Below are 24,127 nucleotides of genomic sequence, written 5' to 3' on the forward strand. Positions count from 1 at the left end.
CAGTGTGACGTCATCTTTCCGATTTTCATCCGTCGAATAAAGGGGTTAAACCTGCATTTGCGAGAGCGTCTGCAACATCTGGTCGGACGTCGTCACGGCCTTGCTGTTGATTTCGTATGCGCGCTGGGTCTGGATCATGTTCACCAGTTCCTGCACGACGTTCACGTTCGACGCTTCCACATAGCCTTGCTGCAACGAGCCCGCGCCGTTCAGGCCCGGTTGCGACACGTTCGGCGCGCCCGAGCTGCCGGTCTCGGAGAACAGGTTTTCGCCACGCGCTTCGAGGCCGGCCGGATTGATGAACGTCGCGAGCTGGATCGCGCCGACCGTCGTGCTGGCCGACGTGCCCGACTGCGTGATGGACACCGTGCCGTCCGAACCGATCGTGATCGACGTCGCGTTCTGCGGAATCGTGATCGCCGGATTCACCTGATAGCCGCTCGACGTAACCAACTGGCCCTGCGCGTTGGTCTGGAACGAGCCGTCGCGGGTGTAGGCGGTCGTGCCGTCGGGCATCGTCACCTGGAAAAAGCCCTGGCCGTTGATCGCGACGTCCTTCGAGTTGCCGGTCTGCTGCAGGTTGCCCTGCGTGTACAGCCGTTCCGTTGCGACCTGCTGCACGCCAGTGCCGAGCTGCACGCCCGAGGCCAGCTCGGTCTGCTGCGTCGAATTCGCGCCCGGCTGGCGCGTCGTCTGATAAAGCAGGTCCTCGAACACCGCGCGCGAACCCTTGAAGCCGTTCGTGCTCACGTTGGCGAGGTTGTTCGAGATGGTGTCCATCTGCGCTTGCTGCGCATTCATGCCGGTCGCGGCGATGTAGAGAGAGCGATTCATGTTCTTTCGTGTCCTGAAGTGCTGGCGTGCGCCGCTTAGCTGAAGTTGAGCAGCTTGTTGGCCGACTGTTCGTTCTGGTCGGCCGATTCCATCAGCTTCGTCTGCATCTGGAATTGCCGGGCGTTGGTGATCATCGAGACCATCGCGGCGACCGGGTTCACGTTGCTGCCCTCGAGCGCGCCGCCGGCCACGACGACATTCGGGTCCGCGTCGGCGGGATCGCCGGTCGCGGTGCGGAAGAGCCCGTCGTCGCCGCGCGTGAGCGTCGCCGGATCGGGATTGACGAGCTTCAGCTGATCGACGACCGCGATCGCCGTCGGCGGGTCGCCCGGAATCAGCGCCGAGATCGTGCCGTCATGACCGATCGTCACTTCGGCGCCCGGCGGGATCGACAGCGGACCGCTGTTGCCGATCACCGGCAGGTTGCTCGCGTTGACGAGCTGGCCGTTCTGATCCACGTGCAGGTTGCCCGCGCGCGTGTAGGCCTCGCTGCCGTCCGCCGCCTGCACGGACAGCCAGCCCGGGCCCTGAACCGCGACGTCGAGCGGATTGCCGGTCTGCTGGACCGGCCCCGACGAGTAGTCCGCGGTGGGCGTCGACGAGAGCACGAAAGTGCGCGTCGAGCCGTCGGCGGACTGGTTTTCGAACGACATCGGCACCTGGCGGAACGCCGCGAGCTGCGCCTTGAAACCCGTGGTCGACGTGTTCGCGAGGTTGTTCGCCACGACGGCCTGTTGTTCGAGCGCCTGGCTGGCGCCGGTCATCGCGGTGTAGATCAGACGGTCCATGAATCGCTTCCTTCGAGCCTATGCGTGCGCTGCTTACAGGTTGATCAGCGTCTGATCGACGGTCTGCTGCGTCTTGATCGTCTGCGCGTTCGCCTGATAGTTGCGCTGCGCGGTGATCAGGTTGACGAGCTCGCTCGTCAGGTCGACGTTGGAGTTCTCCACCGCGCCGCCCTGCAGCGTGCCGTGGTTGGTCGAGCCCGGCACCGCGACCTGCGCCGCGCCCGACGCCGCAGTCTGCGCGTACACGTTGCCGCCCAGGTTCTGCAGGCCGTTCTGGTTGTTGAAGTTGGCGATCGCGATCTGGCCGAGCGCCTTCGTCGAGCCATTCGAATAGTTGCCCGTGAGCATGCCGTCCGTGCCGACCGTGAAGCCGGTCAGCTCACCCGTCGGATTGCCGTCCTGATGCAGGTTCGTGATGCCGCTCTTGGCGCCGTATTGAGTCGTGCCGGTCAGGTCGAGCGTCAGCGTCTGCGTGGTGTTGCCGGTCGGATCAGCGCCGTTCGGGATCGTGAACGTGAACTGCCCTTTGTTCGCCGAGGTCACGCCGCCCGCCGTGTTCGCCGCCGTGCCGGTCAGCGTGCCGGTGGTGTCGAACGAAACCGCGCCGAGATCAGTCGATTTCGACACCGGGTCGCCATAGCCCGCATACGCTTCCCACGAGCCCGTCTCGGTCTTCGTGAAGTAGACGGACACTTTCTGCGTGCCGCCCAGCGTGTCGTACACGTCGACCGAGGTCGATTCGTTGTAGGTGTTGCCGTTGGTCGGGTCGAAATTCAGCGTCTGGTTCGTGTCCTGCGAGTTCAGGTTGAACGCGGCGGTGATGGTCTTCGTGACGTTCGGCTGGATGTTGGCCGTCGGCACCGAGAGGGGCACCGTGCTCGCGCTGTTGACCACGCCGGACGAATCCGCCGCATAGCCCATCAGTTGCAGGCCCGAGGAGTTGACGATCTTGCCGCTGTCGTCGAGGTGGAACACGCCGTTGCGCGAATACACCACCGAACCGTTGTTCGACAACTGATAGAAGCCGTTGCCGTTGATCGCGACGTCGAGCGCCTGGTTCGTGGTCGTGATCGTGCCTTGTGAAAACTGCTGCTGCACTTCCGACAGACGCGTGCCGATACCGATCTGGTTGCTGACGGCCGTGGCCATCGAGTTGGCGTACATGTCGGCGAACTGCGCCGAGCCTTGCTTGAAGCCGACCGTGTTCGAGTTGGCGATGTTGTTGCCGATGACGTCGAGGTCGCTCGATGCGGCGCCCAGACCGCTCAATGCCTGTTGATAGCTCATGTGTTTCTCCGTGACGAGTCCGCGCTCGTCCTAAAAATTGAATTTAAAGAATCGAGGCGACGCTCGAGAGCGCCACGGTGGAACCGTTCGAGAGCTTGAGACCCGGCGCGCCGCCGGACATCTGCACGACGCTCTGGACCTGCGCGGCCGACAGCGTCGTAGCGGTGGCCTGCTGGCCGTTGATCGTGCCTTGCGCGGTGATCGTATAGCTGCCGTCGGCGAGCGTGGCGCCCTTCGAATCCACTGGCGTCCAGCCCGTCACCGGCACGACGCCCGCGCCCTGCGCACCGAGGTCGAGCGTGTTGACGATCTGGCCCGACGCGTTCTTCACGACGATCTGCAGGTCGCTCACATCGTTCGCCAGCTGCACGCCGAAGCCCGACGACGCGCCGCTCGACACCGTGACGTCGTTGCCGCTGGACAGCACGTTGGAACCGATCAGCAGCGCGGCCTGCGTCTGCTGGCCGGCCGACAGCTGCGCGGCAAGCGAAGACAGCGACGTATTCAACTGGCCGATGCCCGTCACCGTATTGATCTGCGCGAGCTGCGAAGTCATCTGCGAGCTGTCGGCGGGGTTGGTCGGGTCCTGGTTCTTCAGCTGCGTCACGAGGAGCGTGAGGAAGGTGTTCTGCAGGTCCGACGCCGACTGCGCGCCGGTTGCCGAGGTCGACGACGTCGACGAACTCGACGACGCGCCGTTCATGGTGTCGAGCAGCGTCTGCGACACCGTGGTGCCGTTGCTGCCGATGGTTGTGCTGGTAGTCACGTTGCGTTCCTTGGATGTCTGTATCAGGTTCCGATGGTCAGGGTCTTGAGCATCAATTGTTTGGCGGTGTTGAGCGTTTCGACGTTCGCCTGGTAGGAACGCGACGCGGAAATCATGTTGACCATTTCCTGCACGGGATCGACGTTGGGCAGCGTCACATAGCCGTCCGCGTTGGCCGCGGGGTTGCTCGGGTCGTAGCTGGTCTTCATCGGACTCGGATCGTCGATCACGCCGGTCACCTGCACGCCGCCGACCTGCTGGCCCGACGCGGTGCGCGCGCCGCCGAGCGGATCGACCGCGAACACGACCTGCTTGGCCTTGTACGGCTGGCCGTCCGGGCCGGTCGTGCTGTCCGCGTTGGCGAGGTTCGACGCGGTGACGTTGAGGCGCTGCGCCTGGGCGGACATCGCCGAGCCGGCGACGTTGAAGATGTTCATCAAAGAGGGCATGGTCTTTCTCCTGTCGTGCTCAGCTGTTCGACGTGATCGCCGACAGCATCGACTTGATCTGCGACGAGAGCACCGTCATGCCGGCTTCGAAGTGCAGCGCGTTGTCCGCGAACTGCACGCGCTCGGCGTCGAGGTCCACTGTGTTGCCGTCGAGCGAAGGCTGGTTCGGCACGCGGTAGGCAAGCTTGCCGTAGTCGTCCGTCGAGCCGCCGGATGCAGCGAGCGTCGACGTGCCGCTCATGTGGCCTTGCGAAGTCACGGCCAGCGACGCGCTCGTGCTCAGGCTGACGGGCTGCGCCATCTTCAGCGTCGAAGTGTTCGACGCCGTGCCGTTCTGCTTCAGCGCGCCCGCGAGCGCGCTCGAGAATTCGACGTCGCGCGCCTTGTAGCCGGGGGTATCGGCGTTGGCAATGTTCGACGACAGCAATTCCTGCCGATACGCGCGCACGTCGAGCGCTTCACGGCCAAAGGCGAATTCCTTGTCGAGTCTGTCTAGCATTCCGGTTTCTCCTGTCGGCAGCGCCGAGGCCTTTTTGCATGACACGCATCTTAGGAGCGGCGCACAAGAACTAATCCGACGAATAACCGGGAAACGCGGCCTCTATTCGGCGCTTGCTCGCGCCCGCCGATATCTAGAATGCGTTTCGTGGCCGATGGCGGGTGCTGTGCGTTCCGTCCGGTCAAGGCAGTTGCCGTGCAGTGCGCGGCCCGATCGATTCAGGCAATGTCGCGTTCTGATACGCGACGTCAGGGAGAGAAGTGATGAGCAGGTCCGCCAAGCGTGCATCGAACCCTACGGCTCGCGCCGCAGCGACGTTCGCGCGCCGCACGCTGTGCGGGCTGGCAGGCGTCTCGCTCCTGATGGCCGTCGCGGCGGGCGCGTCCGCGCAGCAAGGCGACGGCATGATCGTCATTCCCGGCAATGCCGAAACCAATCCCGCCGCGGCCGCCGACATGGCAAAGAACCTGGCGCCTGCCGCGCGGGTGTCGACGCCCGCGCCGTCCGTTGTGTCCGCCGCGCCCGCGCCTGTGAGCGCCAGCGGTTATCGCGCAGCGACGCGGGCCGCGGATGCCGCGATGCGCAACGCGGCACTCGAACTGGAAGCCCACGCCGACGCCGCCGACGATTCCATGAACGACGCCGGCATGATCGTGATTCCCGGTCCGGGCGAAGCGAAGCCAGCTGTCGCCGCCGCCCCTGTTATGACGCGCGCTGCGGCTCCTGCGCTCGTCAAGGCGCCCGCTGTGTCCGCCTCGCGTGACGTGATGCCGGTAGTCGTCACGCGCGACGATGGCGCCGCTGCCCGCGCAGTCAATGCGCGCCCGCTTGCGGCCGGCGTGGCGACGCCCGTCACGAGCGCAGCCGCTTCGCCGATGCAGCGCGTCAGCTTCAAGCCTGCCGCCGCAGCCGCACCGGCAGCGGCGACCCTTCCGCCCGCGCCCGGCGCACCCGCCACGATGCAGGACGGCGAGTCGATTCGCGTGGCCGCGCTGAACTTCTTGCAGCAACAAGCGGCTGGCCTGCCCGGCAAGGTCGATATCACAGTCACGCCGGTGTTTCCGCGCGGCCTCGCTGCGTGCTCGTCGCTCGATCCGTTCATGCCGACCGGCGCGCGCCTCTGGGGCCGCATGACGGTCGGCGTGCGCTGCGTCGGCGAGCGGCCGTGGACGCTGTACGTCCAGGCTCGCGTGTCGATCAACGCCACTTACTATCTGGCCGCGCGCGCGATTGCGCCCGGCGAAGTGCTGACCAATGCCGATCTGATCGCCCGCGACGGCGACCTTACCGCGATGCCGCAGGCCATCGTCACCGATCCGGCGCAGGCTGTCGGTGCTGTTGCGTTGGCACGCGTGCCGGCAGGTTTGCCGCTGCGCACCGACATGCTGCGCGCCGCGAGTTCGGTGTCGATCGGACAGACCGTCCATGTGGTCACGGGCGGCACCGGCTTCTCTATTTCCGCCGATGGCACCGCGATGAACAACGCCGCGCCCGGCCAGCAAGTACGTGTAAAAACTGCCGGTGGCCAGATCATTACCGGCATCGTGAAGGACAGTCAGACGGTGGAAGTATCCCTCTGAAGAGGGTGCTTCAGGCGATGTGTTCGGTCCCCCACGTATGTTTCATTTTGTTGCAATTCGTCTCGATGACCGCTGGATAAGGGTTTCCGGGCGATGAGCACGGCGAACGCCAGTTGGCGCTCCTGAGGCAGGGTCAAGTTTGCGGGCACCCTGACCGATAAAGGACTCAACACGTTCGGGAATGGACATCGTGAAAATCGAATCGAATAGCAACACCACTCTGGCAGGCCTTCAAGACAACCTGCAGCGCGCGTCGCAAAACGACGCCAAAGGTGCCGCGAGCACCGTGCAACAAGCGGGCGCAAACCCGGCAACGAATTCGAAAGTGAGCTTGTCGTCCTTGTCGACGGACCTGCGCGCATCGAACGGCTCGGACATCGACACGGCGAAAGTCGAGTCGATCAAGGCCGCGATCCGCGACGGCAGCCTGACGATGGATCCGTCCAAGATCGCCGACGGCATTCTGAGCACGGCTCGCGATCTGCTGCAAACGAGAACCCCGCCGACCGGCGGCTGAACGCAGTGACCTCGACACGCCTGTTATAGATAAACAGGCACGTCATGGCGGCGGCGTTCGCGGACCGGGCGGCTTTCCAAAACCGCTTTTCGACGTATCCAGCGAGCCGCAATGAGAGACGCCCTGCTTGCCACCATCACTGAAGAAGTCGCTGCTGTTCAGGCCTTCGAATCCCTCCTCGCCGATGAGGAAAAAGCGCTGATCGCCGCGCAGCCGCTTCCGGCGCTACCCGGCATCATCGAGAACAAGACCGCGCTCACTGAACGCATCTCCAGTCTCGAAAAAACGCGCGACGAGCATCTGAATGCGCTGGGCTTTCAGGCCGGTTTCATCGGCATGGAAGCCGCCGCCGCTGGCGATCCGGCCATTGCCGAGCAATGGGCGCTGCTTACCGCCGCCGCCCGTCGCGCGAAACAGGGCAACAACAACAACGGCGTGCTGATCCGCACCCGCATGGAATACAACCGCAAGGCGCTTGCCGCGATGCAGGTCGCGCCGTCGCGTGCCGGTTTCTACGGACCGGACGGCCGCGTGCCGGGCGCCTGATTCAGGCTGCGGCTTCCTTCAGAACGGCGCGTGTCTCATGCGGGACACGCGCCGCTTTCGTTTCCGCGCTTTCATCTAGCGAATAACCCCCTTTTCTCCGGCCTTATCCTCCGATGGCCGCTCGACGCCTTCCGCAATAATCCCTTTCATCGAAAAGCGGCTTCGTGCCGCTCGCGCGAATTGGACACAGAACGGAGCAAGGCCCGGTGGCAGAAGAAAGCGATCTCGAAAAAACCGAATCAGCCACTCCCAAGCGCCTGGAAAAGGCGCGGGAGGAAGGCCAGGTTGCGCGTTCGCGGGAACTCGCTTCCTTTGCGCTGCTGGCGGCGGGCTTTTTCGGGGTCTGGGGCTTGTCCGGCCCGATCAGCGGGCATTTGCAGTCGGTATTGCGAGGCGCTTTCACGTTCGATCACACCACCGTACTCGACACGCATCAGATGATGATCGGGGCGGCGAACGCCGGAAAGGAAGGCTTGCTGGCCGTGATGCCGGTCCTGTTGCTCACCTGCTTCGCCGCGCTGGCCGCGCCGATGGCGCTCGGCGGCTGGCTGCTCACCACCAAGCCGCTCGCGCCCAATTTTGGCCGCCTCAATCCGGTGAGCGGGCTCGGCAAGATCTTTTCCTCGCAGGGCCCGGTTCAGCTCGGCATGGCGATCCTGAAGACGGTCGTGGTCGGCGGCATGGCGGGTTCCGCAATCTGGAGCCGCCGGACCGAAGTGCTCGACCTGCTGACCAAGCCGCTCAGCCTCGCACTCGCCGATGCCATGCACCTCATCTTCGTGTGCTGCGGCATGGCGATCGGCGGATTGTTTCTGGTCGCGGCCGTGGACGTTCCGTATCAGCTCTACTCGCACGCCAAGAAGCTGCGCATGAGCAAGGAAGAAGTGAAGCGCGAGCACAAGGAAAACGAAGGCGACCCGCACATCAAGGGCAAGATTCGTCAGCAGCAGCGTGCGGCCGCGCGTCGCCGGATGATGCAGGCGATTCCCACCGCCGACGTGATCGTGACCAACCCGACGCACTTCGCGGTCGCGTTGAAGTACACGGACGGCGAGATGCGCGCGCCGAAGGTCGTCGCAAAGGGCGTGAATCTCGTGGCCGAGCGCATCCGCGAACTGGGCCGCGAGCACAACGTGCCGCTGCTCGAAGCGCCGCCGCTGGCGCGCGCGCTGTATCACAACGTCGAGATCAATCGCGAGATTCCGGGCGCGCTGTATGGCGCGGTGGCGCAAGTGCTGGCGTGGGTCTACCAGCTGAAGCGCTACAAGGAAGACGGCGGTATCAAGCCGGACCAGCCGTCCGATCTCGACGTGCCGAAGGAACTCGACAAAGGCGGCGTTTCCGACGCCGACGCCGATCGGGAAGCTGAAGAAGCCCTGACCGGCGACAACCCTGACAATGGAGCCGCCGCATGAACGCGCGCGCTGGATTTTTCGCCAAACGGCCCGACGCGCTGGGCACGCAGAACCTTCGAGCCCTCGCCGGCCCGATCCTGATCTGCATGATCTTGGGCATGATGATTCTGCCCTTGCCGGCCTTTCTGCTGGATCTGCTGTTCACCTTCAACATCGCGCTGGCGGTGATGGTGCTGCTCGTCAGCATGTACACGCAGAAACCGCTCGACTTCGCGGCGTTCCCGAGCGTGCTGCTGTTCTCCACCTTGCTGCGCCTGTCGCTGAACGTCGCGTCGACGCGTATCGTGCTGCTGGAAGGCCACACCGGCCCGGATGCGGCCGGCCAGGTGATCGAGTCGTTCGGTCACTTCCTGGTGGGCGGCAACTTCGCGGTGGGTATCGTCGTCTTCGTGATTCTGATGATCATCAACTTCATGGTGATCACGAAGGGCGCGGGCCGGATCGCCGAAGTGGGCGCGCGCTTCACGCTCGATGCCATGCCCGGCAAGCAGATGGCCATCGACGCCGACCTGAACGCCGGCCTCATCAACGAGGAGACCGCGAAGAAACGCCGTCAGGCCGTGGCGCAGGAAGCCGAGTTCTACGGTTCCATGGACGGCGCGAGCAAGTTCGTGCGCGGCGACGCCATCGCGGGCCTGCTGATCATGGTGATCAATATCGTTGGCGGACTGATTGTCGGCATGCTCCAGCACGACATGGACTTCGGTCACGCAGCGACCAACTACACGCTGCTGACCATCGGCGACGGCCTCGTCGCGCAGATTCCGTCGCTCATCATTTCGACGGCCGCGGGCGTGATCGTTTCCCGCGTGGCGACCGAGGAAGACATCGGCACCCAGCTGACCGGGCAGTTATTCCAGAACCCCCGCGTGCTGATGATTACAGGCGTGATCATCGGCATCATGGGCCTGATCCCCGGCATGCCGCACTTCGCGTTCATGCTGCTCGGCGGCGGCCTGATCTATGCCGCGCGCTCGATGAACAAGCGCGCCGAAGCAAAGAAGAAAAGCGCCGTCACCGATGTCACGCCGCTCGCGGCAAGCGCGGCGGCCGCCTCGGCCGAGAATGCGGAAGCGAGTTGGGAAGATGTCGCGCTCATCGATCCGCTCGGGCTGGAAGTGGGCTATCGTCTGATTCCGCTCGTCGACAAGAACGCCGATGGCGAACTGCTCAAGCGCATCAAGGGCATCCGCAAGAAGTTCGCGCAGGAAATCGGCTTCCTGCCGCCGGTCATTCATATTCGCGACAACCTCGAACTGCGCCCGAACGGCTACCGCATTGCGCTGAAGGGCGTGGAAGTAGGCGTGGGCGAGGCGTTCCCGGGACAGTGGCTCGCGATCAACCCCGGCCAGGTTTCAGCCGCACTGCCGGGCGCGCAGACGCAGGATCCGGCGTTCGGCCTGCCAGCGGTGTGGATCGACACCAATCTGCGCGAGCAGGCTCAGGTGTACGGCTATACGGTGGTGGACGCGAGCACGGTGGTCGCGACGCACCTGAATCATCTGGTGGTGACGCACGCGGCCGAATTGCTCGGACGCCAGGAAGTGCAGGCGCTGCTGGAGCGCATCGGCAAGGACACGCCGTCGCTCACGGAAGACCTCGTGCCGAAGGTGATCTCGCTGACGACGCTGCAAAAAGTGTTGCAGAACCTGCTCGACGAAAGCGTGCCGATCCGCGACATGCGCACCATTCTCGACGCGCTGCAGGAACACGCACCGAAGCTTTCCGACCCTCACGACCTGACGGCCGCGGTGCGTCTCGCGCTGGGCCGCGCGATCTCGCAACAATGGTATCCCGGCAACGACGACCTCCAGGTGATGGGCCTCGATCCGACGCTGGAGCGCGTGTTGTCGCAGGCGTTGTCCACCGGCCCGAATCCGGGACTGGAGCCCGGTCTCGCACAGACGCTGATGAACTCGACACAGAACGCGATGATGCGCCAGCAGAACCTCGGACTGCCGCCGGTGCTGCTGGTGCAGCATTCGCTGCGCGCAATGCTTGCGCGCTTCCTGCGCCGCAGCCTGCCGCAGTTGAAAGTGCTGTCCTATGCCGAAGTGCCCGATACGCGCAACGTGAAAGTGGTCAACCTGATCGGCGCGTGATCAGACGACGGTTAATCTGCGCTCCTGCGCTGACGTGTCCGAGATGTACAGCCTGAGCGGGTGGCCCTCGTCATCCAGATCCGCTTTCGCGACGAAGCTGATGGAGTGGCTGGAGGCCATGGCCTCGACGTAGCGGTTCTTCGGGCGGTTGAACGCAGGATCGACCACGATGGCAGGAATCCGCGCGCGACTTCCTTCAAGCGTGACCCGGCACGCGCCGGTGGTCATGTCGAACTGCGAGATCACGCCGACATAAGTCTCGAGATGCTCCGAGAGCTTGCGTCCCGCGTGTGCAAAAGACCGCTTGTGCGTGCGATTCAGGCTCATGAAACACGCGCCCTCCACGTGGAGGTCAACGCGTTCGCATGATCGCTCGATGGGACTCAGCGCCTGACGCGCGGCAGGTTGCAGGATGTCGGTGAGCTTGTCGATGGAAGCCATCATCTTGTCGACCGTGGTGGCCAGTCTGGTCATGTTGAGCTCGTTGCTCTGCATCGACCGTTGCAATGCTTCGTTCAGGTATTTCATATTGCCTTGATCGCGTCGGGATAGAACGTACTGAATCACGGCGGCAAGCACAGCGCCAAACGCACCAGACGACAGTTCCTTGCTCGTTGCCATGCTTTTCACCATTGCCAGGATGTCGAAACAATGATGCTCGTCTACCGGGAGCGAGACGACATTGACATCGAGTGCATTGAAGTGAAAGGGCAGTCTACCTGTGGCAAGCACGCTCGCACATAGCGAAATGACGCGCGCGAAGCCTTGAATCAATTCTCCCAGCCGATTCGGATCTATCTCATGCGAGATAGCGTCATAGCCTTGATAACGAACGCTGAGAATGCACAGTTTGTTTTCGATGTTGCCACGAGTGACGTCAAGCATTGTTTGCTCCGCATGCCAGTTATGACGCCATGCCAAGCAAATGAGGCGGACTCGGACATCCGCCGAACGGCCAGCTTGCGCCGGACCTCAACACTCGACAATATTCACCGCAAGCCCGCCGCGCGACGTTTCCTTGTACTTGGTCTTCATGTCGGCGCCGGTTTCGCGCATGGTCTTGATGACCGAATCGAGCGAGACATAGTGCGAACCGTCGCCGCGCATCGCCATGCGCGCTGCGTTGACGGCCTTCACCGAACCCATGGCATTGCGTTCGATGCAGGGAATCTGCACCATCCCGCCCACCGGGTCGCAGGTGAGTCCGAGGTTATGCTCCATGCCGATTTCCGCCGCGTTCTCCACTTGCGCGGGCGTGCCGCCAAGCACGGCCGCCAGACCGCCCGCCGCCATCGAGCACGCCACGCCCACTTCGCCCTGGCAGCCCACTTCCGCGCCCGAGATCGACGCGTTCATCTTGTACAGGATGCCGATAGCGCCGGCCGTCAACAGGAAGTCGATGATGCCCTGCGGGTTCGAGCCCGGCACGAAGCGATCGTAGTAGTGCAGCACGGCCGGAATGATGCCGGCTGCGCCATTGGTCGGCGCGGTCACGACGCGTCCGCCTATCGCGTTCTCCTCGTTCACCGCGATCGCGTAGAGGTTGATCCAGTCGATCATCGACAACGGATCGCGCAGCGCCAGCTCCGGCTTGCTCGCCAGCGCCTTGTACAGCTGCGGCGCGCGGCGCTTCACCTGGAACGGCCCGGGCAGATGTCCCTCCGCCTCCGGATTGCCGATGCCGCAGCCCCGCGCGACGCAATCCTGCATCACGTCCCAGATGCGCAACAGGCCCGTGCGGATCTCGTCCTCGCTGCGCCAAACGCGCTCGTTCTCCCACATCAGCCGGGCAATCGAATGGCCCGACGCGACGCACATCTGCAATAGTTCGTCGCCGGTATGAAACGGAAAGGGCAATTGCTCGTGTGCCATCAGCACCGCCGTATTCGCCGCGCCCGCCGTCACCACGAAACCGCCGCCCACCGACAGATAGGTCGCCTCGCGCAGCAACGCGCCGCCTGCATCGAAGGCGTACAGCTTCATGCCGTTCGGATGCTCGGGCAGCGCCTGACGGTAGAACGCGATGTTCTCCCTGATCGTGAAGGGCAGCTTGTGATGGCCGAGCAGCGCCAGCGTCTTCGATGCGCGCACCTGGTCGAGACGCGCCGAGATCGTGCCGGCATCGACCGTATCGGGCGCGTCGCCCATCAGGCCGAGCATCACGCCGCGATCGGTGCCATGGCCCTTGCCGGTCGCGCCGAGCGAGCCATACAGCTCGCATTTCACCGACGCCACCGCATCCAGCAGCGCGTCGCGGTCGAGCCCCTGGGCGAACAACAAGGCCGCGCGCATCGGACCGACCGTGTGCGAGCTCGACGGTCCGATGCCGATCTTGAAGAGGTCGAATACGCTGACTGCCATGACTGCTCCTGCGTGAGAGTTAGCGCGCCGGCAGCGGCAGACACACCGCGAGCCAGGCGGGCGGCGTCGGCGCGAGCCGCAGCGCCACCGGCGCATAGCGGCCGTCGAGACGCGCCGCCAGATGAAAGAGTTCTGCCGCGTTCCTCGGATCCCATGCACCCGAGAAGCCCGGCAAACCGGCCTCGCGGCGCTTGGCATCGAAAGGGACGGTCGAACGCACGAATTCCTCGTGCGTCTTCGTGCCGAGCGCATACGGCGTGAGCCAGTTGAGCGCGCCGGCGAGCGTCGCGCCCGACTGCGCGCGTTCTGGCAACCAGTTGCGGTTGTGGCGCCGCGCAGCCAGCGCGGCCGTGACGAGCGGCTGAAGGTCGTAGGTCACGTAGTGAAGCGCGTCGCGTTCGGCGAAATCCACCGTTGAGCCATCCGGCGCGATGTTGTCGCCGATATGCTCGACGAACAGCCGCTGCGCCGCGTTGATGAGCTTGCGGTCGTCGATGGTGAAGGCGCCCATCGCCACCAGCTTGACGCGATGACTCTGCCAGTTGTTGCGATACGTGCCGGTGAGCGGACGCGGCTGCTTGTCGATGTCGTTGACGTAACCGGTCACGAGCTTCGTGATGAAAGCGTTCGCGGCATTGCGCGTCTTGACCGGCAGGGCGCTCGCCGTCAGGTCGTAGGCGAGAATCAGCGACTCGAAGTGGGTCTCGTCGATCGGGTTGAAGCTCGGCTGATACGTGGTGGTCCACGCGAACAGAAACCGGTCCACCAGACGCAGGTAGCGCTCGTCGCCGGTGGCCCGCCAGGCGAGCGCCGCGTCGCGCATCAGGCTCAAGTCCTTCTCGGCCTCGATGCTCTCGTCGCGAATGCCCTCGTGCGGCAACGTGCCCTCGGTGTGCAGCTTCGCAAGCGCCTTCGGCTGGTCGTTCACGTGAGACTGCACCATCTTCACGAGCGCCCGCACGCCGGGATCCGCATTGGTGCGCTCGCTCGTCTGCATCGCGGGCGCGGCGCAGAAGTTCATCGCCGCATGCGCGGCCGGCGCGGCCAGCGTCAGCGCGCACAGCACGGCCAGCCTTTCGCGTGGCCTGAGACGGCCTTCGTTCACCTCTCGCACCTTCGGCGCCATGCATACTCCTTGATTGGCTTGGGTCCGGGGTGTGATGTTAGCCGTTCTGCTGCGCTCCGCAAAACCGCCCGACAATGCTTGACCGATTCAGGCGGCCCGCCGGATCTACGCCGTACTATTCAGCGTATTCCGAAATCGGCACGCACGAACACATCAGGTTGCGATCGCCATACGCGTTGTCCGCGCGGCCCACCGGCGACCAGTACTTGCGCGTCACCAACGACTTGAGCGGATAAGCTGCCGACGCGCGCGTGTACTTGTGGTCCCACGCGTCTGCCGTGACGACTGCGGCCGTGTGCGGCGCGTGTTTCAGCACGTTGTCGTCGCGATCGGCGCGGCCTTCCTCGACGGCGCGAATCTCTTCACGAATCGCGATCATCGCGTCGATGAAGCGGTCGAGCTCTTCCTTCGATTCGGATTCGGTCGGCTCCACCATCAGCGTGCCCGGCACCGGGAAGCTCATGGTCGGCGCGTGGAAACCGTAGTCGATCAGGCGCTTCGCCACGTCTTCCACCGAGATGCCGCTCGACTCCTTGATTGGACGCACGTCGAGAATGCACTCGTGCGCAACGAGTCCGCCCGGGCCGCTGTACAGCACCGGATAGTGCGGCGCGAGGCGCTTCGCGACATAGTTGGCAGCAAGAATCGCGCTTTCGGTGGCGGCCGTCAGGCCTTGTGCGCCCATCATCGCGATGTACATCCAGGAAATCGGCAGGATGGCAGCCGAGCCATACGGCGCCGACGACACCGCGCCGATGCCCGCTTCGTCACGTGTGTAGCCGGTCGAAGTCTGGTTTGGCAGGAACTTCGCCAGATGCGCGCCGACCGCGACCGGACCGACGCCCGGTCCGCCGCCGCCGTGCGGAATGCAGAAGGTCTTGTGCAGGTTCAGGTGCGAGACGTCGCCGCCGAACTGGCCAGGCGCGCACAGGCCGACCATCGCGTTCATGTTGGCGCCGTCCACATACACCTGACCACCGTGCGCGTGCACGATCTCGCAGATTTCCCGCACGTTGCGCTCGAACACGCCGTGCGTGGACGGATACGTGATCATGATCGCCGCGAGATTCGACGAATGCTTCTCGGCCTTCGCTTTCAGATCGTCGATATCGACGTTGCCGTTCGCATCGCATGCCACCACGACGACCTGCATGCCGGCCATTTGCGCCGACGCCGGATTCGTGCCATGCGCCGATGCCGGGATCAGGCATACATTGCGATGGCCTTCGCCGCGCGACTCGTGATAAGCGTGAATGATCAACAGGCCGGCATACTCGCCCTGCGAGCCGGCGTTCGGCTGCAAGGACACCGCCGCGTAGCCTGTGCACGCGACCAACATCTGTTCCAGCTGATCGATCATCGTGCGATAGCCGACTGTCTGTTCGGCAGGCGCGAACGGATGAATCTGCGCGAACTCGGGCCACGTGACCGGCAGCATTTCCGACGTGGCGTTGAGCTTCATCGTGCAGGAGCCGAGCGGGATCATCGTGCGGTCGAGCGCGAGATCCTTGTCTGCGAGGCTGCGCAGATAGCGCAGCATTTCATGCTCGGAATGATGACGGTTGAAGACCGGATGCGTCAGGTAGCCGCTCGTGCGTTGCAGTTCGGCCGGCAGCGAAACGGACGCGGCTTCGTCGAGCGCGTCGATGTCGAACGTCTCGGTCTTGCCCGCAACTTCCGCAAACAACGCGAACAGCTTCAGCAGATCGTCACGCGTCGTGGTTTCGTCGAGCGACACGCCCACGCGCGTCGCGCTCACGCGGCGCAGATTGACGTGCGCGGCGTAAGCGGCCTGATGCAGCGCGTTCGTGCTGGCGCCGCTTTCGATCGTCAGCGTGTCGAAGAAGGATTCATTGGCCAGCGTGTAGCCCAGCTTGCGCAGACCGCCCGCGACGATGGACGCGACGCGGTTCACCCGTTGCGCGATCGTCCGGAGACCCTGCGGGCCGTGATAGACCGCGTACATGCTCGCCATGATCGCGAGCAGCGCCTGCGCCGTGCAGACGTTCGACGTCGCTTTCTCGCGGCGAATATGTTGTTCGCGCGTCTGCAACGCGAGACGCAGCGCGGAGTTGCCCTGTGCGTCAACCGTCACGCCGACGAGACGGCCCGGCATCTGGCGCTTGAATTCGTCACGCACCGCCATGAAGGCCGCATGCGGACCGCCGAAGCCGACCGGCACGCCAAAGCGCTGCGTGTTGCCGATGGCCACGTCCGCGCCCCACTCGCCCGGCGGCGTAATGAGCGTCAGCGCGAGCAGATCCGCCGCCGCGATCACATGACCGCCCGCAGCGTGAATCGCTTCGGCGAGCGTGCGGTAGTCGTGCACGTCGCCGTTTGCACCGGGATACTGCAACAGCACGCCGAAGGCATTCGCACTCGCAGCCTCCGCCGCGGGACCGATCTTCACTTCGATGCCCGCCGGCTTCGCACGCGTCTTCACCACTTCGATGGTCTGCGGCAGGACGTCGTCGGCGACATAGAACACGTTCGACTTCGGCTTGCCCACGCGTTGCAGCAGCGTCATGGCTTCGGCGGCGGCGGTAGCTTCGTCGAGCAGCGATGCGTTCGCCATCGCGAGGCCGGTCAGGTCCATCACCATCTGCTGGAAGTTGAGCAGCGCCTCAAGACGGCCTTGCGAGATTTCCGGCTGATACGGCGTATAGGCCGTGTACCACGCCGGATTTTCGAGCACATTGCGCAGGATCACGGCCGGCGTATGCGTGCCGTAGTAACCCTGGCCGATGTAAGTCCGGAACACCAGATTCTCGTCCGCCAGCTTGCGCAGCGACGCGAGCGCTTCCGCCTCGCTCTTCGGCTGCGTAAACGCGCCGAGCGGCAGCGTTTCCTTGCGGCGGATCGATTCAGGAATCACCGCGTCGATGAAGGCCGCGCGCGAGGCGAAGCCGAGCGCGTCGAGCATCGCGCGCTGATCTGCTTCATCGGGGCCGATGTGCCGTTCCGCGAACGCGTCGTGGCGTTCGAGCGCGGCGAGTGACAGGGAGGTGCGGTTCATCAGGCGATCCGGGTGTTCGAGCTTCATGAGAATTCCTGCGAGAAGCGGCTTTCCTCCGGGAAAGCCGCCTTCGTCCATAGAGAAAGTTATTCGCCGATCGACTGGCCGTAGCCTGCAGCGTCGAGCAGCTTGTCGAGACCGTCATTGCTCGACGGCTTGATCTTGAAGAGCCAGCTTTCGTAGGGCGCGCCATTGACCTGGTCCGGCGCGGCTGCCAGCGCGTCGTTCGACGCGACGATCTCGCCCGACACCGGCGCGTAGATGTCGGAGGCGGCTTTCACCGATTCGATGACCGCGATGGCGTCGCCCGCCGCGACGCTCTTGCCGGCTGCCGGCAGTTCGACGAACACGATGTCGCCGAGCGCTTCCTGCGCATGATCGGTGATGCCGACGGTCAGGGTGCCGTCGGACTCGGTGCGGACCCATTCGTGCGATTCGGTGTATTTCAGATCGGCCGGGATGCTCATTGGATGCTCCTTGCGTGATGCGTTCGTGAGGTTCTTGATCGGAGGAAACGGGCGCAGCGGCTTGAACCTGCCTCAGGAGAGATCCACCAGGACCTTGCCGTTGCGCACGAACGGAAGTTTTACCACGCGCGCCGGGACTTGCTTGTCACGAATCACGACCTGCACCATGTCGCCGACGGCAACGGCGGCGGGCACGCGCGCGAACGCGATCGACTCCTGCATCGACGGCGAAAACGTGCCGCTCGTGATCTCGCCTTCGCCGTGCTGCGACAGCACTTTCTGATGAGCGCGCAGCACGCCGGCCGCGCGACCGTTTTCCTTCATCAGCACCAGTCCGACGAAGTTCGCCTGCGCGCCATTTGCTTCCAGCGCGCTGCGGCCGACGAAGTCGCGTTCGCTTTTCAGGTCCACCGTCCATGCGAGGCCGGCGTCGAGCGGCGAGACGGTGTCGTCCATGTCCTGACCATAGAGGTTCATGCCGGCTTCCAGCCGCAGCGTATCGCGCGCGCCGAGACCGGCGGGCTTGACGCCGGCGTCGCGCAGCGCGTTCCACAGCGCTTCGACGTGCGTCGCGGGCACGACAATCTCGAAACCGTCTTCACCGGTATAGCCGGTGCGCGCGAGCATGACTTCGCCGTATGCCGTCGACGGGAAGCGCACTGCGTTGAACGGCTTGATCGATTCGGTTTGCGTGCGGGTGTCGGGCAGTACGTGCCAGACTTTTTCGCGGGCGTTCGGACCTTGAGCGGCGATGATCGCCATATCGCGACGCGGCGCGATGGAGAGGTTGAACTCGCCTTCAGCATTCAACTGCCCGAACCAGGCGATGTCCTTCTCGGCGGTACTCGCATTCACGACGACGCGAAAGCTCGTCTCGGAGAAGTAATAGACGATCAGGTCGTCGATGACGCCGCCGTTGCCGTTGAGCAGGCACGAATAAAGTGCGCGGCCGGGTGTCGTGAGTTTGTCGACGTTGTTGGCGAGCGCGTACTTGAAGATATCGCGGACGGCTTCGCCTTCGAAATCGACGACGCGCATATGGGAGACGTCGAACATGCCGGCATCGGTGCGGATGGCGCGATGCTCGTCAATCTGCGAACCGTAGTTGACGGGCATGTCCCAGCCGCCGAAATCGACCATGCGCGCGTTCAGCGCAAGATGGGCGGCGTGCAGGGGCGTGTGTTGAAGGTCGGTCATCGGGGCCTCGGTTCGCGAAACAAAAAAGGCCACGCAGCGCACGTTTCGTCTGCCGGATGAGCCTTTCGTGCTGTCGAACAGCGCGCAAGGCTTATGCCGCGACGATTGCGATGCGTGACCCCTCTGTCCTCGGTACCTGAGAGATTGCGCGAACCGTGCACGGTCGTGCTGCGGTTCATCGCGCGCCCCTTCGGTGGGCAACTGGCTCCGTTACAGAAGCCGCTGCCGCTCTCCAGAGTGCGAGGAAATGGTTCCTCGACGCCGTCGGTCCTTTTGCCTGAGAGTTTGCGGGTATGCCCCTTCGGCGGCGCGGCGACACTGCTTGAACAGCGGCCACGCGCTCTCCCGACGCGTGCGGCAGAATTTACGCGACCGAATTGGGGTTGTCAAACGCATCCGGGGGCGGAATGGGTGGGGGCGGACAGTTCGCGGCGCACCGGGATTGCGCTTGGCCGGGGGGGCGCGGCCGATCAGGAAAAGGCGGTCTGGGCGCGTTCGACGTGCGCCTGGAAAGCGTCCGCCCGAGGGACAAACGCACGGCAATTCGCCAGCAGATCCGTGGCCTGACACTGTGTGAACGGCTCGGCGAGACGATAGTCTGCATCTGTTCTCACGCGCTTGAGGTCGATCAGTGAATAGGCCAGTGATCGTCCTTTCATGCCTCCTGCCTTGAGTCGCTCGGTGAGCTTGACGTGCTCACCACAAAGCTGCGGACTGGATGGCAGGCAGTGATCCGCCACGATCAGCGCCTTGTGGCAGGCGGCGTAGTAGGCGCGCGAGGCGCCCGCGCGCCATTCACATTCGTGACTGCCCGCCGACAGCTGTTCGGCCAGCTTCAACAGATCATCGACTTCGATACTCATCGCTCTACCTCGATGGACACACCTGCCGGGATATAGGAGGCAAATGGACGGCACGCAAATGTGATGGCTTCAGGGTGAGCGTTCTCGAAGCGTTCGGTCAACGTGTCCGCTATCGCGAAATTCACGGTGGCACAACGGCTCGCGGACTGATCGACGAAAAGCTCGTATCGCATGGAGTGGTCCGGATAAACCACGACGGTGGTTTGCCTGATGACACACTCTTCCTCGCAGATGGCCGCGATGGCCGACTCCAGCAGAGCCAGACGTAACTCGATGGCGATCTCCGCGCTCTGAAGCCTGCCGAGGATCCCCTCCATCGACACAAAAAACGCATCCACTTCCGTTAGTGCGCTGTGATTTTCCCGAGAATGAACGATGTTCGCCGCGTCTTCGAAATGCAGTGCTCCGAAAAGCACGCGTGCCGCATTCACCTTGAATCGAGCATCATCACCTGCATTCAAGACCGCCCGACGCGCGTATTCGACAGCAAGACGCGGCATGCCTATATTGTTCAAAAGCGAGGCCGCATTGCCCAGAATCATCACATCATGTTTCGCGAGCGCATGAGCGGCTTCAATACACCGAATGCACTGGCCTCGGTCGCCACGCAAAAAGGCAGTAAATGCAAGAATTAGCCAGCACAACTCCGGCTGCTGCCGGGCTCTTTCGAGAAGTGCCTGAGCTTCTCGCTCAATACGCTTTATCCGGAATGCATTGCCATTCGTTGTGATCGTCATGTCGATCACTTCGCTGAGCCATTCCGTCGTGGCGAGTTTGGGAAGGTTCAAGGACGACTGCTCCGGAATTCAAATCACGATCTGTCCGGATACTAGCAGCGCAATCGAAGCAAACCGCCGTCTCGAAAAAAATCAGAAATAACGCCTGCCGGAATACACGAAAGGCATGAATCTAGCAGCAATCCGCCCGCATTCACGCCTTTCATCAGCACGTGCTTTCACGCCCTCGCGAACGCCACGCTCCGCCCTTCGCGATCGCTCTGCATGGCCAGTTCGATGATCGTCATCGTATCCACCGCATCCTGCGGCGAAACGGGGAACGGCTTGCCATCCTGGATCGACGCCGCCAGCGCCCGGTAAAACTCGATGTACGCGCCGTCCCTCGTCGCGAATTCATGGCGCAGATCGTGATCGCCGTCCACTTCGCGCAGCAGACCCGGCGGATTCTTGCCGAACTCCGGATTGCCCGGCCGCATGCCGGCGCGCAATTGATCTTCCTGCGTGTCGAGCCCGTTCTTCACGTAGCTGCCGCGCGTGCCGTGAACCGCAAAACGCGGCGGCTCCAGCGCCGCGAGCGCGCTTGCGTGCAGGATCACTTGCTTGTCGTCGTAGCCGAGCACGAGATGCACGTAATCCGGTGCATGCGCGTGATCGCGATGCGTCTTGACGAACGCCGTCACCGTCTCCGGTGCGCCGAACAAGGTCAGCGCCTGGTCGATCAAATGCGGCCCCAGATCGAACAGCAACCCGCCGCCGCGCGCCGCTTCCTCGCGCCAGCGTTGCGGAACCTTGGGGCGGAAGCGGTCGAAGTGCGATTCGTAATGGGCGATGCGCCCGAGCCTCCCGCTTTCGATCAAGCCGCGCAACGTCATGAAGTCGCCGTCCCAGCGGCGATTGTGGAACGGCGCGAACAGCAGCCCTGTCTGCCGGGCGAGATCGGCGAGCGTGCGGGCATCGGCGGCGCTGAGCGTGACGGGTTTGTCGACGACCACATGCTTGCCTGCCGACAACGCGCGCTGCGCGAGGTCGAAGTGCGTGTCGTTCGGCGTCGCGATGACGACGCACTCGAGCCCCGGAACGGCCAGCAGCGCGTCGAGGTCCGCCACGATCTGCGCGTCGGGATAGTCGGCCTGCGCGCGCTCGGCCTGGCTGGTCGCGATGGCGGTCACTTCGGCCCGGCCGCAATGCTCGATGACGGGCGCGTGGAACGTCGCGCCGGCGAGGCCGTAACCCATTACACCGACTTTCAGTGCTGAACTCATGCGGGCATCCTGTCGTGGAAAGCGGTTTGATATTGTGGCACGCCCGCGCTCGACGCCCGGTGCCCGTCGACGGGAAGCAGGGCCGGAACCTCGTGCTTTTCATCGTGTTAACATCGCGCACTCCTCCATGCGCCGGCTACGTGCCGCGCGCCTCAGAATCCAAAGCCCAGAACGATGTCCGCAGGTCTGAACGCCGCGCAAAACGAAGCCGTGCGCTATCTCGATGGTCCCTGTCTCGTGCTCGCCGGCGCGGGCAGCGGCAAGACACGCGTGATCACGCAGAAGATCGCGCATCTGATCGAGGGGCGCGGCTTCGAGCCGAAGCACATCGCGGCGCTCACGTTCACGAACAAGGCCGCGCTCGAAATGCGCGAGCGCACCGCCAAGCTGCTTGAAGGCAAGACACTGACCGCGCCGGGCAAGGAAGGCCGCCGGATTCCGGTCAATCAGTTGACTATCTGCACGTTTCACTCGCTCGGCGTGCAGATCATGCGGCAAGAGGCGGAGCACGTCGGCCTGAAGCCGCAGTTCTCGATCATGGATTCCGACGATTGCTTCGGCATGGTTCAGGAGCAGCTCGGCACCACGGACAAGGGGCTGATCCGCAAGATCCAGTCGATCATCTCGCTGTGGAAGAACGCGATGGTGTCGCCCGATCAGGCGTCGGTGCTCGCCGGCAACGAGGACGAACATCAGGCGGCAATCGTGTATCGCAGCTACGCCGCCACGCTGCACGCTTATCAGGCGCTCGATTTCGACGATCTGATCCTGCGCCCGGCACAACTCTTCGCACAGAACGAGCAGGTGCGCGACAAGTGGCAGAACCGCCTGCGCTACCTGCTGATCGACGAGTATCAGGACACCAACACCTGCCAGTACGAACTGGTGAAGCAACTGGCCGGACCGCGCGCCGCGTTCACGGCCGTGGGCGACGACGATCAGGCCATTTACGGCTGGCGCGGCGCGACCATCGAGAATCTCGCGCAGCTCGGCAAGGACTTTCCGAAGCTGCACGTCATCAAGCTGGAGCAGAACTATCGCTCGACGGTACGTATCCTGACCGCGGCGAACAACGTCATTGCCAACAATCCGAAACTGTTTGAAAAGAAGCTGTGGTCCGAGCACGGCATGGGCGACACGATCACCGTAACCGGCTGCAACGACGAAGAGCACGAGGCGGAATCCGTGGTGTTCCGGCTCTCGGCGCACAAGTTCGAACGGCGCACGCAGTTCCGCGATTACGCGATTCTCTATCGCGGCAACTTCCAGGCGCGCATCTTCGAACAGGTGCTGCGGCGCGAGCGCATTCCCTATGTGCTGTCGGGCGGGCAATCGTTCTTCGACAAGGCCGAGATCAAGGACCTGATCGCCTATCTGCGGCTGATCGCGAATCCCGACGACGATCCCGCTTTCATCCGCGCGATCACGACGCCGCGCCGGGGTGTCGGCAACACGACGCTCGAAGCGCTCGGCGCGTTCGCGGGCGCGGCGAAGGTGTCCCTGTTCGAGGCGGTGTTCATGGGCGGCATCGAGGCGCGTCTGTCGGCGCGGCAGGTCGAGCCGCTGCGCACCTTCTGCGAGTGGATTCGACGGCTCTCCGACCGCGCCGCGCGCGATCCGGCCACCGAAGTCCTCGATGACATGATGGAAGCCATTCACTACGAGTCGTATCTCTACGATGCCTACGATGAACGGCAGGCGCAGTCGAAGTGGCAGAACGTGCTCGAGTTCCTCGAATGGCTGAAGCGCAAGGGCACCAAGCCCGAAGCGGCGCCCGGCACGGAGCAGACCGGCTTCGACACCGCCGACGGTCTCGCCGACGAAGGCAAGAACCTGCTGGGACTGATTCAGACCGTTGCGCTGATGTCGATGCTCGAAGGCAAGGAAGAGGATCCGGATGCGGTGCGCCTGTCGACGGTGCATGCGTCGAAGGGGCTGGAGTATCCGCACGTGTTCCTGGTGGGCGTCGAGGAAGGCATCATGCCGCATCGCGGCGCTTCGGACGAAGATACGCCGGTCGACGATGCGCGCATCGAGGAAGAACGCCGTTTGATGTACGTCGCTATCACGCGGGCGCAGCGCAGTCTGCATCTGAACTGGTGCAAGAAGCGCAAGCGGGCGCGCGAGACGGTGGTGTGCGAACCGTCGCGCTTCATTCCCGAGATGCTGCTCGACGACGCGCCGCCGCCGACTGCCGAAGAAGCGCCGCTGTCGCCGAAGGACCGGATGGCGATGCTCAAGGCGATGCTGCAGAAGACCTGAGTTCGCGCCGGGGTTCATCTGGTGCATTCAAAAAAACCCTGCGACACCCCCGC

Annotated in this window: 21 protein-coding genes and 2 riboswitches; of the genes, 6 read left to right on the forward strand and 15 right to left on the reverse strand. The window is 63.8% G+C overall.

Annotated features, from left to right (window positions below; genetic code table 11):
• Nucleotides 1-45: 45 nt before the first annotated feature.
• From flgG to flgB, 6 genes are read right to left on the reverse strand one after another with little or no spacing between them, the layout of a single operon-like run.
• Nucleotides 46-834, reverse strand: coding sequence for a flagellar basal-body rod protein FlgG (gene flgG / locus QCE63_RS00655; RefSeq protein WP_309829559.1), 789 nt, complete (start codon nucleotides 832-834; stop codon nucleotides 46-48).
• Between the two features lie 35 nt (nucleotides 835-869).
• Nucleotides 870-1,622 (reverse strand): flagellar basal-body rod protein FlgF, encoded by a 753-nt coding sequence (flgF, locus tag QCE63_RS00660; protein ID WP_309829561.1) that lies wholly within the window; start codon nucleotides 1,620-1,622, stop codon nucleotides 870-872.
• A gap of 33 nt (nucleotides 1,623-1,655) precedes the next feature.
• Nucleotides 1,656-2,909: a flagellar hook protein FlgE gene (flgE, locus tag QCE63_RS00665; protein ID WP_309829563.1), complete on the reverse strand. Its 1,254-nt coding sequence runs from the start codon at nucleotides 2,907-2,909 to the stop codon at nucleotides 1,656-1,658.
• Between the two features lie 43 nt (nucleotides 2,910-2,952).
• On the reverse strand, nucleotides 2,953-3,675 hold the full coding sequence (locus QCE63_RS00670) for a flagellar hook assembly protein FlgD (RefSeq protein ID WP_309829565.1): 723 nt from the start codon (nucleotides 3,673-3,675) through the stop codon (nucleotides 2,953-2,955).
• 23 nt (nucleotides 3,676-3,698) lie between these two features.
• Entirely contained in the window at nucleotides 3,699-4,124 is a 426-nt protein-coding gene (gene flgC, locus QCE63_RS00675) for a flagellar basal body rod protein FlgC (protein WP_035499295.1), read from the reverse strand.
• Between the two features lie 19 nt (nucleotides 4,125-4,143).
• Entirely contained in the window at nucleotides 4,144-4,623 is a 480-nt protein-coding gene (flgB, locus tag QCE63_RS00680) for a flagellar basal body rod protein FlgB (RefSeq protein ID WP_309829567.1), read from the reverse strand.
• 263 nt (nucleotides 4,624-4,886) lie between these two features.
• Between flgB and flgA the strand changes: the two genes are divergently transcribed.
• The 5 genes from flgA (at nucleotide 4,887) to flhA (ending at nucleotide 10,783) form a co-directional block, all read left to right on the forward strand.
• Nucleotides 4,887-6,203, forward strand: a complete 1,317-nt coding sequence (flgA, locus tag QCE63_RS00685; protein ID WP_309829569.1) for a flagellar basal body P-ring formation chaperone FlgA — start codon at nucleotides 4,887-4,889, stop codon at nucleotides 6,201-6,203.
• 181 nt (nucleotides 6,204-6,384) lie between these two features.
• The gene (gene flgM / locus QCE63_RS00690) at nucleotides 6,385-6,720 is read left to right on the forward strand and encodes a flagellar biosynthesis anti-sigma factor FlgM (protein WP_309829571.1); all 336 of its coding nucleotides are present in this window, start codon (nucleotides 6,385-6,387) and stop codon (nucleotides 6,718-6,720) included.
• Nucleotides 6,721-6,831: 111 nt separating this feature from the next.
• Nucleotides 6,832-7,266 (forward strand): flagellar protein FlgN, encoded by a 435-nt coding sequence (locus QCE63_RS00695; protein WP_309829573.1) that lies wholly within the window; start codon nucleotides 6,832-6,834, stop codon nucleotides 7,264-7,266.
• A gap of 206 nt (nucleotides 7,267-7,472) precedes the next feature.
• A complete protein-coding gene (gene flhB, locus QCE63_RS00700) occupies nucleotides 7,473-8,681 on the forward strand; it encodes a flagellar biosynthesis protein FlhB (protein WP_309829574.1) in 1,209 nt (402 codons plus the stop codon).
• Nucleotides 8,678-10,783 carry a flagellar biosynthesis protein FlhA gene (gene flhA / locus QCE63_RS00705; protein ID WP_309829575.1) on the forward strand — a complete coding sequence of 702 codons (2,106 nt, stop codon included), beginning with the start codon at nucleotides 8,678-8,680 and terminating at the stop codon, nucleotides 10,781-10,783. Before flhB ends, flhA begins: the two co-directional genes overlap by 4 nt.
• On the opposite strand, the gene QCE63_RS00710 is transcribed toward flhA, so the two are convergent.
• From QCE63_RS00710 to QCE63_RS00750, 9 genes are all read right to left on the reverse strand, one after another.
• Entirely contained in the window at nucleotides 10,784-11,668 is an 885-nt protein-coding gene (locus tag QCE63_RS00710; RefSeq protein ID WP_309829577.1) for a hypothetical protein, read from the reverse strand.
• 87 nt (nucleotides 11,669-11,755) lie between these two features.
• On the reverse strand, nucleotides 11,756-13,144 hold the full coding sequence (locus QCE63_RS00715) for an L-serine ammonia-lyase (RefSeq protein ID WP_309829579.1): 1,389 nt from the start codon (nucleotides 13,142-13,144) through the stop codon (nucleotides 11,756-11,758).
• A 19-nt stretch (nucleotides 13,145-13,163) separates the two neighbouring features.
• On the reverse strand, nucleotides 13,164-14,270 hold the full coding sequence (locus QCE63_RS00720; protein WP_404990071.1) for an alginate lyase family protein: 1,107 nt from the start codon (nucleotides 14,268-14,270) through the stop codon (nucleotides 13,164-13,166).
• 115 nt (nucleotides 14,271-14,385) lie between these two features.
• Nucleotides 14,386-17,313 (reverse strand): aminomethyl-transferring glycine dehydrogenase, encoded by a 2,928-nt coding sequence (gene gcvP, locus QCE63_RS00725; protein ID WP_309829581.1) that lies wholly within the window; start codon nucleotides 17,311-17,313, stop codon nucleotides 14,386-14,388.
• 59 nt (nucleotides 17,314-17,372) lie between these two features.
• Nucleotides 17,373-17,753, reverse strand: a complete 381-nt coding sequence (gene gcvH / locus QCE63_RS00730; protein ID WP_309810807.1) for a glycine cleavage system protein GcvH — start codon at nucleotides 17,751-17,753, stop codon at nucleotides 17,373-17,375.
• A 72-nt stretch (nucleotides 17,754-17,825) separates the two neighbouring features.
• On the reverse strand, nucleotides 17,826-18,950 hold the full coding sequence (gcvT, locus tag QCE63_RS00735; RefSeq protein ID WP_309829583.1) for a glycine cleavage system aminomethyltransferase GcvT: 1,125 nt from the start codon (nucleotides 18,948-18,950) through the stop codon (nucleotides 17,826-17,828).
• A 113-nt stretch (nucleotides 18,951-19,063) separates the two neighbouring features.
• A riboswitch (glycine riboswitch) is annotated at nucleotides 19,064-19,196 on the reverse strand.
• A 9-nt stretch (nucleotides 19,197-19,205) separates the two neighbouring features.
• Nucleotides 19,206-19,308, reverse strand: a riboswitch (glycine riboswitch).
• A 112-nt stretch (nucleotides 19,309-19,420) separates the two neighbouring features.
• The gene (locus QCE63_RS00740; protein ID WP_309829585.1) at nucleotides 19,421-19,813 is read right to left on the reverse strand and encodes a hypothetical protein; all 393 of its coding nucleotides are present in this window, start codon (nucleotides 19,811-19,813) and stop codon (nucleotides 19,421-19,423) included.
• Nucleotides 19,810-20,601: a hypothetical protein gene (locus QCE63_RS00745; protein ID WP_309829589.1), complete on the reverse strand. Its 792-nt coding sequence runs from the start codon at nucleotides 20,599-20,601 to the stop codon at nucleotides 19,810-19,812. Before QCE63_RS00745 ends, QCE63_RS00740 begins: the two co-directional genes overlap by 4 nt.
• A 167-nt stretch (nucleotides 20,602-20,768) precedes the next feature.
• On the reverse strand, nucleotides 20,769-21,812 hold the full coding sequence (locus tag QCE63_RS00750) for an oxidoreductase (RefSeq protein ID WP_309829591.1): 1,044 nt from the start codon (nucleotides 21,810-21,812) through the stop codon (nucleotides 20,769-20,771).
• 174 nt (nucleotides 21,813-21,986) lie between these two features.
• Here QCE63_RS00750 and QCE63_RS00755 point away from each other — a divergent pair, with 174 nt between their 5' ends.
• Nucleotides 21,987-24,074: a UvrD-helicase domain-containing protein gene (locus tag QCE63_RS00755; protein ID WP_309829593.1), complete on the forward strand. Its 2,088-nt coding sequence runs from the start codon at nucleotides 21,987-21,989 to the stop codon at nucleotides 24,072-24,074.
• Nucleotides 24,075-24,127 lie beyond the last annotated feature (53 nt).

It is taken from the genome of Caballeronia sp. LZ065 (genome assembly GCF_031450975.1).
GTDB lineage: Bacteria > Pseudomonadota > Gammaproteobacteria > Burkholderiales > Burkholderiaceae > Caballeronia.

What these genes read in the sequence shown, in the direction of transcription:
- QCE63_RS00710 (WP_309829577.1), bottom strand. Translation starts at nt 11,668, where the DNA reads ATGCTTGACGTCACTCGTGGCAACATCGAAAACAAACTGTGCATTCTC.
- QCE63_RS00740 (WP_309829585.1), bottom strand. Translation starts at nt 19,813, where the DNA reads ATGAGTATCGAAGTCGATGATCTGTTGAAGCTGGCCGAACAGCTGTCG.
- gcvT (WP_309829583.1), bottom strand. Translation starts at nt 18,950, where the DNA reads ATGACCGACCTTCAACACACGCCCCTGCACGCCGCCCATCTTGCGCTG.
- flgA (WP_309829569.1), top strand. Translation starts at nt 4,887, where the DNA reads ATGAGCAGGTCCGCCAAGCGTGCATCGAACCCTACGGCTCGCGCCGCA.
- flgC (WP_035499295.1), bottom strand. Translation starts at nt 4,124, where the DNA reads ATGCCCTCTTTGATGAACATCTTCAACGTCGCCGGCTCGGCGATGTCC.
- QCE63_RS00715 (WP_309829579.1), bottom strand. Translation starts at nt 13,144, where the DNA reads ATGGCAGTCAGCGTATTCGACCTCTTCAAGATCGGCATCGGACCGTCG.
- flgG (WP_309829559.1), bottom strand. Translation starts at nt 834, where the DNA reads ATGAATCGCTCTCTCTACATCGCCGCGACCGGCATGAATGCGCAGCAA.
- flgM (WP_309829571.1), top strand. Translation starts at nt 6,385, where the DNA reads ATGGACATCGTGAAAATCGAATCGAATAGCAACACCACTCTGGCAGGC.
- QCE63_RS00695 (WP_309829573.1), top strand. Translation starts at nt 6,832, where the DNA reads ATGAGAGACGCCCTGCTTGCCACCATCACTGAAGAAGTCGCTGCTGTT.
- flgB (WP_309829567.1), bottom strand. Translation starts at nt 4,623, where the DNA reads ATGCTAGACAGACTCGACAAGGAATTCGCCTTTGGCCGTGAAGCGCTC.
- flgF (WP_309829561.1), bottom strand. Translation starts at nt 1,622, where the DNA reads ATGGACCGTCTGATCTACACCGCGATGACCGGCGCCAGCCAGGCGCTC.
- QCE63_RS00755 (WP_309829593.1), top strand. Translation starts at nt 21,987, where the DNA reads ATGTCCGCAGGTCTGAACGCCGCGCAAAACGAAGCCGTGCGCTATCTC.
- gcvP (WP_309829581.1), bottom strand. Translation starts at nt 17,313, where the DNA reads ATGAAGCTCGAACACCCGGATCGCCTGATGAACCGCACCTCCCTGTCA.
- QCE63_RS00720 (WP_404990071.1), bottom strand. Translation starts at nt 14,270, where the DNA reads ATGGCGCCGAAGGTGCGAGAGGTGAACGAAGGCCGTCTCAGGCCACGC.
- QCE63_RS00750 (WP_309829591.1), bottom strand. Translation starts at nt 21,812, where the DNA reads ATGAGTTCAGCACTGAAAGTCGGTGTAATGGGTTACGGCCTCGCCGGC.
- flgE (WP_309829563.1), bottom strand. Translation starts at nt 2,909, where the DNA reads ATGAGCTATCAACAGGCATTGAGCGGTCTGGGCGCCGCATCGAGCGAC.
- flhA (WP_309829575.1), top strand. Translation starts at nt 8,678, where the DNA reads ATGAACGCGCGCGCTGGATTTTTCGCCAAACGGCCCGACGCGCTGGGC.
- gcvH (WP_309810807.1), bottom strand. Translation starts at nt 17,753, where the DNA reads ATGAGCATCCCGGCCGATCTGAAATACACCGAATCGCACGAATGGGTC.